18 protein-coding genes are annotated in these 14,334 nt (G+C 35.9%); 12 read left to right on the forward strand and 6 right to left on the reverse strand.

The features are described from left to right. Positions 1–19 precede the first annotated feature (19 nt). Positions 20–982: a magnesium/cobalt transporter CorA gene (corA, locus tag BAU28_RS12690; protein ID WP_071718829.1), complete on the forward strand. Its 963-nt coding sequence runs from the start codon at positions 20–22 to the stop codon at positions 980–982. 31 nt (positions 983–1,013) lie between these two features. Here the strand turns inward: corA and BAU28_RS12695 are convergent, their stop codons facing one another. After that, on the reverse strand, positions 1,014–2,303 hold the full coding sequence (locus BAU28_RS12695; protein ID WP_071718737.1) for an NCS2 family permease: 1,290 nt from the start codon (positions 2,301–2,303) through the stop codon (positions 1,014–1,016). Positions 2,304–2,437: 134 nt separating this feature from the next. Beyond that, positions 2,438–3,109, reverse strand: coding sequence for an SIMPL domain-containing protein (locus tag BAU28_RS12700; protein WP_071718738.1), 672 nt, complete (start codon positions 3,107–3,109; stop codon positions 2,438–2,440). 265 nt (positions 3,110–3,374) lie between these two features. Between BAU28_RS12700 and BAU28_RS12705 the strand changes: the two genes are divergently transcribed. Then, positions 3,375–3,794: a MarR family winged helix-turn-helix transcriptional regulator gene (locus BAU28_RS12705; protein WP_025150140.1), complete on the forward strand. Its 420-nt coding sequence runs from the start codon at positions 3,375–3,377 to the stop codon at positions 3,792–3,794. 100 nt (positions 3,795–3,894) lie between these two features. Next, complete coding sequence (locus BAU28_RS12710; protein WP_071718739.1) at positions 3,895–4,440, forward strand: hypothetical protein; 546 nt, start codon at positions 3,895–3,897, stop codon at positions 4,438–4,440. Between the two features lie 17 nt (positions 4,441–4,457). Here BAU28_RS12710 and BAU28_RS12715 read toward each other — a convergent pair whose 3' ends face one another. From BAU28_RS12715 to BAU28_RS12730, 4 genes are read right to left on the reverse strand one after another with little or no spacing between them, the layout of a single operon-like run. Next, the gene (locus BAU28_RS12715) at positions 4,458–5,531 is read right to left on the reverse strand and encodes an ABC transporter permease subunit (protein ID WP_071718740.1); all 1,074 of its coding nucleotides are present in this window, start codon (positions 5,529–5,531) and stop codon (positions 4,458–4,460) included. A 12-nt stretch (positions 5,532–5,543) separates the two neighbouring features. Next, a complete protein-coding gene (locus BAU28_RS12720; RefSeq protein ID WP_071718741.1) occupies positions 5,544–6,611 on the reverse strand; it encodes an ABC transporter permease in 1,068 nt (355 codons plus the stop codon). Continuing rightward, a complete protein-coding gene (locus tag BAU28_RS12725; protein WP_071718742.1) occupies positions 6,601–7,482 on the reverse strand; it encodes an ABC transporter ATP-binding protein in 882 nt (293 codons plus the stop codon). Before BAU28_RS12725 ends, BAU28_RS12720 begins: the two co-directional genes overlap by 11 nt. Beyond that, on the reverse strand, positions 7,448–7,867 hold the full coding sequence (locus BAU28_RS12730; protein WP_002173305.1) for a GntR family transcriptional regulator: 420 nt from the start codon (positions 7,865–7,867) through the stop codon (positions 7,448–7,450). The genes BAU28_RS12725 and BAU28_RS12730 overlap by 35 nt, the downstream gene beginning before the upstream one ends. 166 nt (positions 7,868–8,033) lie before the next feature. Between BAU28_RS12730 and dacF the strand changes: the two genes are divergently transcribed. From dacF to spoVAC, 9 genes are all read left to right on the forward strand, one after another. After that, a complete protein-coding gene (dacF, locus tag BAU28_RS12735; RefSeq protein ID WP_071718743.1) occupies positions 8,034–9,224 on the forward strand; it encodes a serine-type D-Ala-D-Ala carboxypeptidase DacF in 1,191 nt (396 codons plus the stop codon). Positions 9,225–9,389: 165 nt separating this feature from the next. Further along, positions 9,390–9,740: an anti-sigma F factor antagonist gene (spoIIAA, locus tag BAU28_RS12740; protein ID WP_002088460.1), complete on the forward strand. Its 351-nt coding sequence runs from the start codon at positions 9,390–9,392 to the stop codon at positions 9,738–9,740. Then, on the forward strand, positions 9,741–10,181 hold the full coding sequence (gene spoIIAB / locus BAU28_RS12745; RefSeq protein WP_001243400.1) for an anti-sigma F factor: 441 nt from the start codon (positions 9,741–9,743) through the stop codon (positions 10,179–10,181). 12 nt (positions 10,182–10,193) lie between these two features. After that, positions 10,194–10,952, forward strand: coding sequence for an RNA polymerase sporulation sigma factor SigF (gene sigF, locus BAU28_RS12750; RefSeq protein ID WP_025150147.1), 759 nt, complete (start codon positions 10,194–10,196; stop codon positions 10,950–10,952). Between the two features lie 139 nt (positions 10,953–11,091). After that, entirely contained in the window at positions 11,092–12,618 is a 1,527-nt protein-coding gene (locus tag BAU28_RS12755; protein WP_002173303.1) for a sodium-dependent transporter, read from the forward strand. After that, positions 12,615–12,716 carry a methionine/alanine import family NSS transporter small subunit gene (locus tag BAU28_RS12760; RefSeq protein ID WP_002094424.1) on the forward strand — a complete coding sequence of 34 codons (102 nt, stop codon included), beginning with the start codon at positions 12,615–12,617 and terminating at the stop codon, positions 12,714–12,716. Before BAU28_RS12755 ends, BAU28_RS12760 begins: the two co-directional genes overlap by 4 nt. A 114-nt stretch (positions 12,717–12,830) precedes the next feature. Continuing rightward, entirely contained in the window at positions 12,831–13,451 is a 621-nt protein-coding gene (locus tag BAU28_RS12765; protein WP_071718744.1) for a stage V sporulation protein AA, read from the forward strand. Beyond that, positions 13,444–13,860: a stage V sporulation protein SpoVAB gene (spoVAB, locus tag BAU28_RS12770; protein WP_048374094.1), complete on the forward strand. Its 417-nt coding sequence runs from the start codon at positions 13,444–13,446 to the stop codon at positions 13,858–13,860. Before BAU28_RS12765 ends, spoVAB begins: the two co-directional genes overlap by 8 nt. Positions 13,861–13,872: 12 nt before the next feature. Continuing rightward, complete coding sequence (gene spoVAC, locus BAU28_RS12775; protein WP_048374093.1) at positions 13,873–14,331, forward strand: stage V sporulation protein AC; 459 nt, start codon at positions 13,873–13,875, stop codon at positions 14,329–14,331. Positions 14,332–14,334: the final 3 nt, after the last annotated feature.

The raw sequence follows: 14,334 nt of genomic DNA on the forward strand, positions 1-14,334 counted from the left end.
TTTTTTGTTTATAATAATAATGGGTGAAATTATGATTAGAATTTGTGCGATAACGAAAAAAAATGAAGTTTTATATGATGTTTCGCTAGAAGAAACGCAAAAAGAAAACATCGTATGGTATTGGCTTGATTTATATAAGCCGACGAAAGAAGAGTATACATATATTTTACAAGATCACTTCAAGTTCCATCCCCTTGCAATTGAAGATTGTGTAGAGTATGTACAGAGGCCAAAGGTAGATTTTTATGATGGATATAACTTTTTAGTTCTCCATGCATTCGGAGAAGACGGATTAGAACCGCATGAAATCGATTTATTTGTTAGTGATCGATATATAGTCTCTTTCCACTTCTCTCATAACAATGCGATTGAAAGAGTATGGAAAACGCTCGGTGAGAAGAAACGTATTAAGAAGAGTCCTTTAAATGTAGCGCATACAATTATTGACCAAATTGTAGATGATTATTTCGCACCTGTGTATTACATTGAAGACCATTTAAATGCAATTGATGATAATTTAACGGGTGAGACAGCAGGAAGCGTGCTAGAAGAGGTATTTGATATTCGTGCAGATTTATCGAAGCTAAGGCGTACGATTATTCCGATGCGTGATTTATTGTATCGTATTTTAAATTCAACTCGCTTTTACGGTATAAGCGACCATGAAATTTATTTTAAAGATATACATGATCATTTGCTTAAACTGACAGAGATGATTGAAGCGAGTCGTGAATTAACAGCAGATATTCGAGATAGTTACTTTTCATTGAACTCGCACCATATGAACAACATTATGAAAACATTAACTGTATTCTCGACGATTTTCATGCCATTAACATTTATCGCAGGGGTATATGGAATGAACTTTTCACATATGCCAGAGCTTGGCGGACAGTATAGTTACTTTATTTGTTTGTTAATTATGGCGTTAATTGGCGGGGGCATGATGGCTTGGTTTTATAAAAAAGGTTGGTTTAAGTAAAAAACACCGAGGATTTCCTCGGTGTTTTTTACTAGCCAATAGCGTGTAATACGAACATGGCTAAGAATAAGCATGTAATGATATACATGGATGGTGCAACTTCTTTACGCTTTCCAAGAGCAACTTTTAAAATAGGATAAGCGATAAATCCGAACGCAATGCCATCAGCGATACTATATGTGAGCGGGATCATAACGATAATTAAAAACGCTGGAAACCCTTCTGAAAAGTCGTTCAGAGGAATTTGTTGAATGCTTGTAATCATCAGGCCGCCAATAATAATTAAGATTGGTGCAATGGCACTATCAGGAATTAGTTTGACAAACGGAAGTGCAAACAGTGATGCGAAGAATAACAACCCTGTAACGATAGACGTCAGACCTGTCTTTCCGCCTGCAGTAATACCTGCGGCACTCTCTACTGTTGAAACGGTAGGGCTTGTGCCAAATAGACCACATGTCATTGCTGAAATTGCATTTGCTTGGTAAGCACGTGGGAATTTACGATCATCTTCTAATAAACCGTGTAAAAGTCCCATGTTCTCAAAAATAAGCACCATGCTTAAGGAGAATGTTGCAATCCAAAATGGTAAGGAAGAAAGTTTCCCAAATGACATAGCTCCAAACACATCGCCGTAATTAGCGAATGAAAATGAGCTATTTCCCACTTGACTCGTATCAACAAGACCGAATAGCCATGCAATACCAGTTCCAATTGCAATCGTCCATAAAAAGTTTCCACGCACGTTACGAATAAATAGTACAAGCGCAATGATAAGAGTAAGTAATGTCGCAAGAACGACAGGATTACTTAATTTCCCCATTGCAACAGCAGTATGAGGATTCGAAACGACTAAACCACCTTTTTGCAAGCCGATGAAAGCTAAAAACAACCCGATACCGACAGTGATCGCTTCCTTTAATGACTTTGGAATCGATACCGAAAGCACGCGAGCAATCGGTGTAAAAGCAGCAATTGCAAAAATAATACCGGCGATAAAAACAGCTGCTAATGCTTCTTGCCAAGCTAGACCGAGCGTGTGCACAGCAGTGTACGTGAAGAATGCATTTACACCCATACCCGGGACAAGAATAGCAGGTGCATTTGCCCAAAATGCCATAAGTAGACATCCGACAAATGAACTAAAAACAGTTGCTAAAATTCCAGCTTCAAGAGGAATGCCGGCATCTGATAAGATTGACGCATTTACAATCATAATATAAACGATCGTGAAAAATGACGTGACTCCAGCTAAAACTTCTTGTTTTGGTGATGTTTGGTGTAAGTCTAATTTAAATGTTCTTTCAAGTATTCCTTTCATGTTAAACCTTCTTTTTCATATCCCTCTCCCACCCGTGATATCTCTTTTGTAAGAGCTCACCGTCCTTTATTATATCAGAACATCATGTTTTTACAACAACGAAAATGATAACGTTTACTTATAAACGAAATTATTTATAAATACGTAAAAATGGCTCGTATGGTTGAAATGATTTCTAATTCTCCAGATTGAATGGGCGGGGCTGCTTGTGCATGTAAAGTAGCATAGGATGCAACCTCCCGTGGTAATTGGGCAGATTCTTCAACGAGTGAGAGGGGAACAGGATTAATGTTTAAATTGTATGTACTCGCAATAGCACGAGCTTTTTCTACTGCTTGGTGCAGAGCCTGAATGAGAGCTTGCTCATAATATTTATTTGGATGAGATATTCGAAAACGTAACCCTTTTGCTACGTTTGCACCATTCGAAACGGCTATATCATATACTTCCCCTGCTTTTTGCACATTTAAAACGGTAATTTCATACAAATGCTCCACACGGTAGCCTTGTAGTAATGCTTTATCATTTACATATTCGTATTGAGGAGTAATCGTATAAGAAATGGTTTCTATATCTTTATCGGCAATACCGAGCTGTTTGAGTGCATCCAGCAATTGTTTCGATTGTATCGCATTTTCTTCTTGCGCTTGTTTTACATTTTTACTATCTGTTCGAATTCCGAGTGTTAATATGACAACATTTGGTTTTGCTTTTACAATGCCTTCTCCTTGTACAGTAATAGTAGCTTCTTTACCAGCATTTGTCGTACGGATATTATGTAAATACGGATTCATTCCACCTTGCATTTTGCATCACCATCCTTTTTTATCCCGCTATTTGCGGACAGTAAGACTGCCCGTAAAAGCCCGATTGGTGAAGGCTAATAATCAGTGGGGGAGGTGTCCATCCCCCACTGATTAAAGTTTCACTTTATATGTATATGTGTGAACAAAAAAGAAAATCGTATGAAAAAAGTTACATAAATGAGAATGATGAGGAAAGAAAGCATATACAACAGAGGTATTTATAGATTATAATATGTGTAAATATGATAAAAAAGGGACGAGGCTAGTGAACGAAAAAAGAGAAACACTGATTTTAGATTTATCTGCATCATTTCGAAAGATGATACGTTTATTACAAAATGATATTAATACACGTTTTTCAGAGCATATGCCATATAATGAATTCTCTGTCCTACGTGCGTTGTTTTTAAAAAGTCCACAGATGGCTTCGCAAATTGCGAGTGAAGTAAACGTAACCTCCAGTCATATTACAGCTGTAACAGATCGTCTCGTACGAAAAGGATTTGTAGAAAGAAAACGTTCAAATTCAGATCGTCGTATCGTGTACTTAGAAATTACAGAACATGGACGAGAAGTAACTGAAAAACTTGAAGCTGTGCGTAAAGAATATTATAAAGATAGATTTAAAGGTTGGAGCGACCAAGAGATAGAAATGGTTTTAGAACTATTTGGCCGCGTATTATAATAAATGAGGATAGGAAGCGAGAGCTTTCCTATCCTTTTTCTTTTGAATAAAAACATTTTGAAACTCCGATACTTTAATTAAAAAGATCGGAGGAAAGATTATGAAATATATTGCTGCACTTACCATTTTACTTGGAAGTTTTTTCTGTTTTCATACATTCACGTACGCCGATACCCCTATCCAAGTGGTGCAAAAAGAAGTGAAGTATATTGAAAACGATAATACGGTCTTATATTCGAAATTATGGGTTCGTTCTATGCAAAATGCAGTATCATTCCATCACAGCGATAATATTCGTAATCAGGACACATTGCGTAATGTAACAAATTCAGAGCTCGTTAAAGCGAAGCAATTGCCGTTTAAGAAAGCATCTATGTACATTCCGAGATTATCGCAATACGTATCAAAAGCAGGGAAAGAAAATATTCAAGTGTACTACATTGCGGTGCATTATAACGTGAAAAAAGAAAATGCATATCAACTTAATGGCATGAACTATTTTCTACAAGTATTTGTGAAAGAAAATGGGAAATGGAAAATTGCTGAAAGTGTAGTCGCACCGACAGAACAAATTGTACAAAATGGTGATGGGTTTGGGATGAAAGAAGAAATGGTGTATGGGGATAGGAGAGAGAATGTGAAATAACCTCCTTCAAAAGGAGGTTATTTCACATTCGAAGAAAATTTAAGTTTTAAGAAGCGAGATAAGATTAAGTAAACTACGACACTAGTTCCTATGAAGCCCATATAATAGCTCCAGATAGAGTGGCTTCCACCTACTAACATTCCGCCAAACATTCCAATAAAGATTACACAACATATCATACATAGCTTTTTAAGATTTGGATATAATAGGAAGTTTCCATTTTGTTCATTAGGTGATCTTGTATATAAGTACATCCCTAAAGGTAATAAAATAATTATATTTGCGATTGGCCCAATAAGTTTCGTCGCTGAAGGAATGTAAGTGAAGTTTGGCTCATCATGACGCACTCCAGCAGCATCGGTATACGCCCTCTGAGGGTCGTAATCGAAATCAATATCGAATCTGTGAATTGGTGCTAAAATATTCACTTTTTCGAGTATACCTGTATATAAACTATCTACTTTCTCTTGTGTATAAGCAGGCGTATTTGTATGGATGGAAATAAATCCAGCAATAAGTGTTGGTAAAATAAAAGGAAATCCAAGTATAGCAGTAGCAAAAAATCCTTGTGAAATTATATTGCCAGTAATTGTACCTATACATAGTGCAAGGGTATAGATGGAAATTAATACAATAACCATGTATAAGAAATAAGTATGAAATGGTGAAAATACTTGATACTTATTATGAAAGGTTGTCTTTTTCATAATAGCAAAAAGTCCCCAATTCAATATAACGATAGCTACAATATTACACACGCCAAAAAGCCATTTCGTCATGAAGAGATCTTTCCGTTTAAATGGCATAGACCATAGAAAGTCACTTGATTGATTTTGACGTTCCCATCCAATAAGGATACAGGCTAATGCAATGAGGAGTGCCCCTTGAACCATGATAGCATCAATAAGTGAAAGGTGATAAGTGTATCGGAATATATAGTTCCATTTACTATTTTCATGAAAAAAATGTAGTTGCGTTGCAGCTGATAAATAATATTTATATGACAGTACGTAGAAACTTACTAACCAAAATAGCCAAATAATATATTTACTTTGCTGATATGTGCGTATCCACAATGCTTTATGAAACATAGGATCTCTCCTTTAAAAAACTTTATAATTTGTAAGACGTGATAATATAAAATAGGTGACGATTCCAGTTAAAAAGAATCCAATATAGTAACTAAATAACAGATTAAAACTATTTAACATTTGGCCGCCTATTAATGCCGCGTATATGGTAGCACTCCATATCCAAAATGAGCGGTATTTATGAAATATAAAGATTTTCTTATTATTTTCATTCGGTGACCTCGTGTAAAGAAATGTACCAAGAAGTAAGCCAGAAATTGTATAGAAAATAGAAACAAGAATTACTTTAGCAGAGTAGTAACGATGAGATGTAGGACCTATCATTATAACTTTTCCGCTATCCATGTATGATTGTGAATTAGGATTATAATGATAATCAATTGTATAGTCTAGTATGGGACTTGAGATGTTTGTCTTCTTACTAAAATCATACATTTTCTCAAATCGTGTATAGTCTTTATGCTCATATAGTGCATCTGAATTGATTGTTAAGAAAAAGAGAAAGAGTGAAAATACTCCTAATCCGATTACGCAAAAAGTAATGCTAAAGATGCCTTGTGGAATAATGCTACCAGTAAATGTGCCAATACATAGAGAAACAGTGTAAATAGCAATGTATGAAAAAATCGCGTAAAGAAAATAACGATGAAATGTGCCAAATGATTGGTATTCAAAATGGATGGTTGATTTGTAAATAAAATACATAAGAACCCAATTAATAAGAAATGATGCTAGGATAAAAAATGTACCGAAAAACCATTTTGATAAGAAAATATCACGTCTTTTAAAGGGCATCATCATTAATAATTCTTCATGTTGATGACTGCGTTCCCATCCAATTAATATACAAGCTAGAGCGATTATAATAAGAGCTAACCAAAAAGTGTTAGAAGAATAAAAAGAATATTGATAATAAAACTTTTGTCCTTCTAGATTTTCTGGATGAAGAAGGAGATATTGTTGCTCCTTGGCAGTTTGATAGTAGTCATAAGATAAATAATAAATTGTACTCAAGAAAAAGAGTAATACAGCATATTTCCCACGTTTCCAATTCCACATCCATAACGCCTTATGAAACATACCCATCCTCCTCAAGCGTCGTAACGAAGACATCTTCAAGTGACATTGTTAATTCTTCAATGAGTATTGGTTGCTCTTTATAAAACTTCTCAAGCGTTGTAGCAACATTTCCTTCGATTAAAATCGTATATACTTTTCCCGTTTGATTTAATATTTTAATATTGCTTAAGTTTTCTAGTTTTTGAGGTAATGATCGTTCGTAAGCAACTTGTATTTTAGCGAATCGTGATTTTGCATCGTCTAGTGACGTAATAGAATCTACTGTATGCCCTTTTAAAATAATGATTGTATCTGCGATTTTTTCAACTTCATCTAAATGATGAGTAGAGATGAAAATCGTAATTTCTTTCTCTGCTACTTCTTCAACGAGAAATTGTAGGATTTGTCTTTTAACGATAGGATCAAGCCCGTTTGTCGGTTCATCTAAAATAATATATTCTGCTTTTGCAGCGAAAGCTAAAATGATGGCAAGCAGTGCTTTCATTCCTTTTGAATAGCTACGGATTCGTTTGTTCGGCAAGTTAAAACGTTCTAATATTTCATAAAAATATTGTTCATCGAATGCTGTATAAACGGCTTTATAAAATTTCACGATTTCCTTTACTGTATATCCGTTCAGTATGTTAGTAGAATCCGGAACATATACAACTTTTTGTTTAATTTCCGGCTGCTTATGAACATCCGTATCCTCATATGTAACAGTGCCTTCATCGGGGTCTAAAATGCCGACCATCGTTCGTAATAAAGTTGTTTTCCCTGCACCGTTTCTACCGAGCAATCCGACGATACTACCTTTTTGTAATGTGAAAGAAACATCGTCTAAAATTGTTTGATTATCAATTGTTTTCTTCAAGTTTGTCACTTTCAGCATCTATACTTCCTCCAATCTCTTTGTAGTATGAATCTATCCAATCGTGAATTTTATCTTTCGTAATCCCAAGATAAGAGGCTTCTAGTAGTAATTGATGAAATTGCTTTTCAACCATAGCGATTTTCCTTTCGTCTAATGTTGGGGTAATCGATTGGGATACAAATGTTCCTTTCCCTCGTAATGTTTCAATAATCCCTTGTCGCTCTAATTCTTGATAAGCTTTGCTTACTGTATTTGGATTTATAACGAGCAAAGATGCGAGCTCGCGTACAGAAGGAAGCTTATCACTTGGAGCTAACATGTTTTTCAATACGAGTTCTTTTACATTTTGGACAATTTGTTCCCATATCGGAGTGTTGCTTCTTGGATCAAGTTGAATATGCAAGAGCAATGTCTCCTTCCTGATGAGTATTAAGTGTACTACTGTGTGTAATACACTTAATACAATATAGGCAATGAATTTATTTGTCAACTGAAAATGATAGAAAAATATGGTATTAAAAATGTATAAATTGGAAAAAATAGGTTTGATATAGAATGGAGGGTTAGTCATGAAGCGAGTTTTTGGAATACTTGTTTGTTTCATGTTATTGCTTTCTGGTACTTCAGTTAGTTTCGCACAATCTGAGAAAACGAAGCAGGAGAAAACAGAAGAAACAGCACCGAAGTTAGCCGAACAAGCGTCGTCAGCAATCGTAATTGAGCAAGATACAGGTAAAGTTTTGTTTGATAAAAATCCGAATGAAAAGTTACCACCTGCTAGTATGACGAAGATTATGACAATGCTATTAATTATGGAACAAGTTGAAAAAGGAAAACTAAAACTAAACGATAAAGTTAGAGCGAGTGAACACGCAGCTTCAATGGGTGGATCACAAATTTTTCTAGAGCCTGGGGAAGAGATGACTGTAAATGAAATGCTAAAGGGCATTGCGATTGCATCTGGAAATGATGCATCTGTTGCAGTAGCTGAGCATATCGCTGGTTCAGAAGAAGGATTCGTAAATATGATGAACAAGAAAGCGAAAGATCTAGGACTGAAAAATACACATTTTCAAAATCCGACAGGTCTTCCAGCGAAAGATCATTATTCCACAGCGAATGATATGGCTATTATGGCGAAAGAGTTGATGAAGTATCCACTTATTCGAAAATATACAGGTAAGTATGAAGACTATTTACGTGAAAATACGGATAAGAAATTTTGGCTCGTTAATACGAATAAGCTAGTTCGTTTTTATCCTGGAGTAGATGGAGTGAAGACGGGTTTTACGACAGAAGCGAAATATTGTTTAACAGCATCAGCTGAAAAAAATGGAATGCGTGTTATTTCAGTTGTCATGGGAGCACCTACGTCAAAAGAGCGGAACAACCAAGTAACAAAGCTTCTTGACTATGCATTTGGACAATATATGACAAAGAAATTGTATACACGTGGCGAGAAAATTAAGACTGTACAAGTAGGAAAAGGTAAAAAAGAAAAAGTAGATTTAGTTGCGTCAGACAATGTGTCTCTTCTTATGAAGAAGGGCGAAAATATGGACAAGGTAAAACAAGAAGTGATTGCTGAAAAGAAAGTAAAGGCACCGATTAAAAAAGGTGATGCACTTGGTACACTCGTTATTAAAAAAGATAAAGATGTTTTATTAAAACAAACAATTGTAGCAAAAGAAGATGTTGCTGCAGCAAGCTGGTGGGAACTATTTAAAAGAAGTTTTGGGATGTTTTCAACATCAAAATAGCGGCGGGAATTTTGCCGCTTTTCTGCTCGTATATACGGGGATAATTGCTGAAAGGTTTCACTTTATGACGAAATAGTTCTTCTTTTGTCAGTAGGAAGGATTCTTATTTTATATCACGAAAATCTTATGTTAATGAGTAAAGTTTGAGCATAAGGAGGAAATCGTGTGAGTCTTTCCATGCACTTAGAAGTAAAACGTGACGTCTTATGTGTGAGACTAGAGGGTGAATTAGATCATCATACTGCTGAAGAGTTGCGAACGAAAGTAACAGATATGATTGAGACACATGGTGTTCATCATATTGTTTTGAGCCTAGAGAACTTAACGTTTATGGATAGTTCTGGTCTAGGTGTTATATTAGGCCGATATAAACATGTAAAGGGATTAGGTGGAGAAATGGTTGTCTGTGCAATTTCACCGCCTGTTAAACGTTTATTTGAAATGTCAGGTCTATTCAAAATTGTTCGTTTAGAAGAAAGTGAAGCGCATGCGCTCGCGACGTTGGGGGTGGCATAAATGAGAAATGAAATGAACCTTCAATTTTCAGCGTTAAGTCAGAATGAATCATTCGCTCGCGTTACAGTAGCTGCTTTTATTGCACAACTAGACCCGACGATGGAAGAACTAACAGAGATTAAAACAGTTGTGTCAGAAGCAGTTACAAATGCAATTATTCATGGATATGAAGGAAATGCAGAAGGTGTTGTTTATATTTCAGTGATTTTGGAAGAAGCAATGGTGAAACTCACGATTCGAGATGAAGGGATTGGTATCTTTAACTTAGATGAGGCAAGACAACCCCTTTTTACAACTAAACCTGAATTAGAGCGTTCCGGAATGGGATTTACTATCATGGAAAATTTTATGGATGAAGTAGAAGTTATTTCAAACGAATCTTTCGGGACAACAATCCATTTGACAAAATACTTATCAAATAGTAACGCTCTATGCAATTAAGGAGAATAGCCTATGGACATAGAGGTCAGAAATGAGAAGAAGAAACCTCAGTTAAAGGACCACGAGCTAAAAGCGTTAATTCAAAAAAGTCAAGATGGAGATCAACAAGCGAGAGATACAATCGTTCAAAGTAATATGCGTCTCGTATGGTCGGTTGTGCAGCGATTTCTTAATCGAGGGTACGAACCAGACGATTTATTTCAAATTGGATGTATTGGGCTCTTAAAATCGGTAGATAAATTTGATTTATCTTTCGACGTGAAATTTTCAACATATGCAGTTCCAATGATTATTGGTGAAATACAACGGTTTTTACGTGACGATGGATCTGTGAAAGTAAGTAGATCTTTAAAAGAAACAGGAAACAAAATTCGAAAGATGAGAGACGAGCTTTCGAAAGAATTTGGAAGAGCCCCAACGATTAATGAAGTAGCGGAGGCTCTTGAACTAACGCCAGAAGAAGTCGTTTTGGCACAAGAAGCGAGTCGTGCTCCTTCATCAATACATGAAACTGTGTATGAAAACGATGGAGATCCAATTACTATTTTAGATCAAATTGCAGATCAATCTGAAACGAAATGGTTTGATAAAATTGCTTTAAAAGAAGCAATTAGAGAATTGGATGAACGAGAACGTCTAATTGTGTATTTGCGTTATTATAAAGACCAAACCCAATCAGAAGTAGCGGAGCGCATAGGCATTTCGCAAGTACAAGTTTCAAGACTTGAAAAGAAAATATTGAAACAGATGAAAGATCGAATAGATGAGTAGCTATCTATTCGATCTTTTTTTATTGTCATGAAAAGGAGGAGGATCCAATTATTTCTAAAAAATTAACAGAATATATTGATAATTTAGTTAATTTAAAATATAATCCAAGTATGAACTTGTCACAAAGGGGGAAGGAAACATGGAAACGAGGCAACAATGGGGAACGAGGGCTGGATTTATTTTTGCAGCAATCGGTTCAGCTGTTGGACTAGGGAATATATGGCGTTTTCCTTATACCGCGTATGAAAACGGGGGAGGCGCATTCTTTTTACCGTACTTATTTGCATTATTAACTACTGGTATTTCATTGTTAGCGTTCGAGTTTGCTCTTGGACATCGTCATCGTGGCTCGGCGCCACTTACATTCTTCCGTATTAATCCACGTGCTGAATTTATTGGATGGTGGCAAATGTGTGTGACATTTATTGTGTCAACATATTATGCTGTAATCATTGCTTGGTCTATTTCGTATACATACTTTTCAATTACTGGAGCATGGGGGAAAGACACGCAATCATTTTTATTTAAAGAGTATTTACATGTTGCAGATAAGCCAGGACAATTCGGGGGACTCGTACCAGAAGTATTAATTCCATTGGCTCTCGTTTGGATTATCGTGCTTGGTGTTGCATTTAAAGGCGTTAAAAAAGGAATCGAAGTTGTTAACCGCATTTTTATTCCTTTACTAGTTGTTATGTTCCTTATTATCGTTGTTCGTGCAGTGACGATGGAAGGCGCGATGCAAGGACTAGATGCATTCTTTAAACCAGATTGGAGTCGTATTTTTGATGGGAAAGTATGGCTTGCTGCTTACGGTCAAATTTTCTTTAGTCTTTCATTAGCATTCGGAATTATGATTACGTATTCTAGTTATTTACCGAAAAACTCAGATACAACAAATAATGCTTTTATTACAGGGTTTGCAAATTCAGGATTTGAGTTATTGGCAGGTATCGGTGTTTTTGCAGCTCTTGGATTTATGGCAAATAACATGGGGGTACCGGTTGATAAAGTAGCTAGTGCTGGCGTAGGGCTTGCGTTCGTAGTATTCCCGCAAATTATTAATGAGTTACCGATGTCACCGTTATTTGGCGTATTATTTTTCTTATCTTTAACGGTTGCTGGAATTACATCACTTATTTCACTTGCGGAAGTATGCTTTGCCGCTGTATCTGAAAAATTCAGCTTGAGTCGTCAAAAGACGATTGGAATTATGGGAACGCTTTTAGTATTAGTTTCTCTTGTTTTTGCAACGCGCGGTGGACTTATGTTCCTCGATGTTGTTGATTATTTCGCTAACAATTTTGGATTGATTACAATTGCACTAGCTGAAGTAGTTACAATAGGACTTATTCTACGCCGTTTACCAGTTTATCAAAATCATGCAAACTTTGTATCTGATATAAAGTTAGGGACGTTTTGGAGAGTGAGTTTACTCGTTATTACTCCACTTATGTTAGGGTATATGTTAATTGATGGTACAATCCAAAACATTAAAAAGAACTACGGAGATTATCCGACAGAGTTTGTTGTAACATATGGTTGGTCGATAGCTGCAGCATTTCTTGTTGTTGCGATAGTAATTAGCTTAAAAAAATGGAATGCACAAATACATTCAGATTCTGCACAGCTTGAAAAAGAATGGAAGGACCGAGGTGTTTCATGATGAGTGGATCAGCGATTATGATGATGGTTATTGGTATGGTAGTTATTTGGGGAGGACTCGCATTAAGTATTGCAAATTTATTTAAGAAAAAGGCGTAGGTTAAAACATCTGTACCGAAACGGTACAGATGTTTTTTTATGAAAAAATTGTATTAGAAAAAATTCCAATAACCATACTACAACTACGAGGAAGAGTGAAGGGGTGATTGGAAGTTGGAACAAACGCTTTATATTAAAATGCGAAATCGCTTAAAAGTTTCTCCTACGTATGAAGTAAAGCTGGGCGATGTTGCTCAACTTGCCGGAGATTCTTTGATAGTTGAGTCGTTACAAAATGAGATAGTTTACAAAATAACAGCGCATGATAAAACGCACGTTGTAATTGATGTTATGAAAGTGATTGAGATTATTCAACAAAAAGCGTCTCATATACAAATTAATTTACTTGGTTCTGGACAAACTCTTGTTGAAATTATATACGAAAAAAAGAAAGTGCATCCGCTTTTCTTTGGACTTGTATGGTTGTTGCTTTTCATTGGAGCGGCTCTTGCGATAATTTATTTCCATGAAGATGTAAGTATGCAACAAGTACATCAACGGTTATATTACATGATTACTGGAGAATTTAAGGCACAACCGCTATTATTTCAAATTCCATATTCACTAGGTCTTGGATTAGGGATGGTCTTGTTTTTTAATCATGTATTTCAAAAGCGAATCAATGAAGAGCCTAGTCCATTAGAAGTTGAGATGTTTCAATATCAGCAATCGCTAGATCAATACGTTATCGTTCATGAAAATAAGGATAATACGAAACAGATAGCTGATGATTGAACATGGATTCGTTATTTTAATTGGTCTCGCTGGAGGAATTGCTGTAGGGAGCGGATATGTTGCGTTTTTAGCTGTGCTAGGCATTATCCCACGTTTAGCTCAATTAACGAGAAGTGGAAAACACATTCAATATTTTGAGTGGGCGGTCATTGCAGGCACTTTAACAGGAGCTTGGTGTAGTTTGAGAAATATTACATTTCAAACATCACAATATTGGCTTGTTATATTAGGGATATTTTGTGGCACATTCATTGGAATGCTTGCTGCGGCATTAACAGAAGTGTTAAATGTTTTACCTATTTTAGCGAAACGAGTAGGGGTAGAGGGAAAAATTGTTGTTTTACTCGTTGCTCTTGTACTTGGAAAAGTAATAGGCTCGCTGTTTCACTGGATTTATTTCGTAAAGTAGGAGGCAATATATATGACACAAAAAAAACTAAAGGATGACTACATAAATAAAGTGAAGGAGTACCATCCAAAACCAAACTATTTCATAAATTGTGTCAAGGCATTTCTTGTAGGTGGACTCATTTGTACAGTTGGAGAAGTATTGATGAAATTTTATATACATTATTTTCATTTTAGTGAACAAGAGGCAGGGAATCCTACAGTTGCCACTCTTGTCTTATTATCGGCGATTTTAACAGGATGTGGTGTATATGATAAGATCGGGCAGTTTTCTGGAGCCGGATCAGCAGTACCAGTTACTGGATTTGCGAACTCTATGGCGAGTGCTGCACTAGAACATAGGAGTGAAGGGATTGTTCTTGGGATTGCTACTAATATGTTTAAGATTGCAGGCAGCGTCATTGTGTTTGGAGTCGTCGGTGCATACATTATCGGGTTAATAAGATATACATTTAAAATTTTAATGTCTTAAAGG

This window comes from Bacillus paramycoides (assembly GCF_001884235.1).
Lineage (GTDB): Bacteria > Bacillota > Bacilli > Bacillales > Bacillaceae_G > Bacillus_A > Bacillus_A paramycoides.

What these genes read in the sequence shown, in the direction of transcription:
- BAU28_RS12760 (WP_002094424.1), top strand. Translation starts at nt 12,615, where the DNA reads ATGATGAGTGGATCAGCGATTATGATGATGGTTATTGGTATGGTAGTT.
- dacF (WP_071718743.1), top strand. Translation starts at nt 8,034, where the DNA reads ATGAAGCGAGTTTTTGGAATACTTGTTTGTTTCATGTTATTGCTTTCT.
- BAU28_RS12755 (WP_002173303.1), top strand. Translation starts at nt 11,092, where the DNA reads ATGGAAACGAGGCAACAATGGGGAACGAGGGCTGGATTTATTTTTGCA.
- spoIIAB (WP_001243400.1), top strand. Translation starts at nt 9,741, where the DNA reads ATGAGAAATGAAATGAACCTTCAATTTTCAGCGTTAAGTCAGAATGAA.
- sigF (WP_025150147.1), top strand. Translation starts at nt 10,194, where the DNA reads ATGGACATAGAGGTCAGAAATGAGAAGAAGAAACCTCAGTTAAAGGAC.
- BAU28_RS12700 (WP_071718738.1), bottom strand. Translation starts at nt 3,109, where the DNA reads ATGCAAGGTGGAATGAATCCGTATTTACATAATATCCGTACGACAAAT.
- BAU28_RS12715 (WP_071718740.1), bottom strand. Translation starts at nt 5,531, where the DNA reads ATGTTTCATAAAGCATTGTGGATACGCACATATCAGCAAAGTAAATAT.
- BAU28_RS12695 (WP_071718737.1), bottom strand. Translation starts at nt 2,303, where the DNA reads ATGAAAGGAATACTTGAAAGAACATTTAAATTAGACTTACACCAAACA.
- BAU28_RS12710 (WP_071718739.1), top strand. Translation starts at nt 3,895, where the DNA reads ATGAAATATATTGCTGCACTTACCATTTTACTTGGAAGTTTTTTCTGT.
- spoVAB (WP_048374094.1), top strand. Translation starts at nt 13,444, where the DNA reads ATGATTGAACATGGATTCGTTATTTTAATTGGTCTCGCTGGAGGAATT.
- spoVAC (WP_048374093.1), top strand. Translation starts at nt 13,873, where the DNA reads ATGACACAAAAAAAACTAAAGGATGACTACATAAATAAAGTGAAGGAG.
- BAU28_RS12720 (WP_071718741.1), bottom strand. Translation starts at nt 6,611, where the DNA reads ATGTTTCATAAGGCGTTATGGATGTGGAATTGGAAACGTGGGAAATAT.
- corA (WP_071718829.1), top strand. Translation starts at nt 20, where the DNA reads ATGGGTGAAATTATGATTAGAATTTGTGCGATAACGAAAAAAAATGAA.
- BAU28_RS12725 (WP_071718742.1), bottom strand. Translation starts at nt 7,482, where the DNA reads ATGCTGAAAGTGACAAACTTGAAGAAAACAATTGATAATCAAACAATT.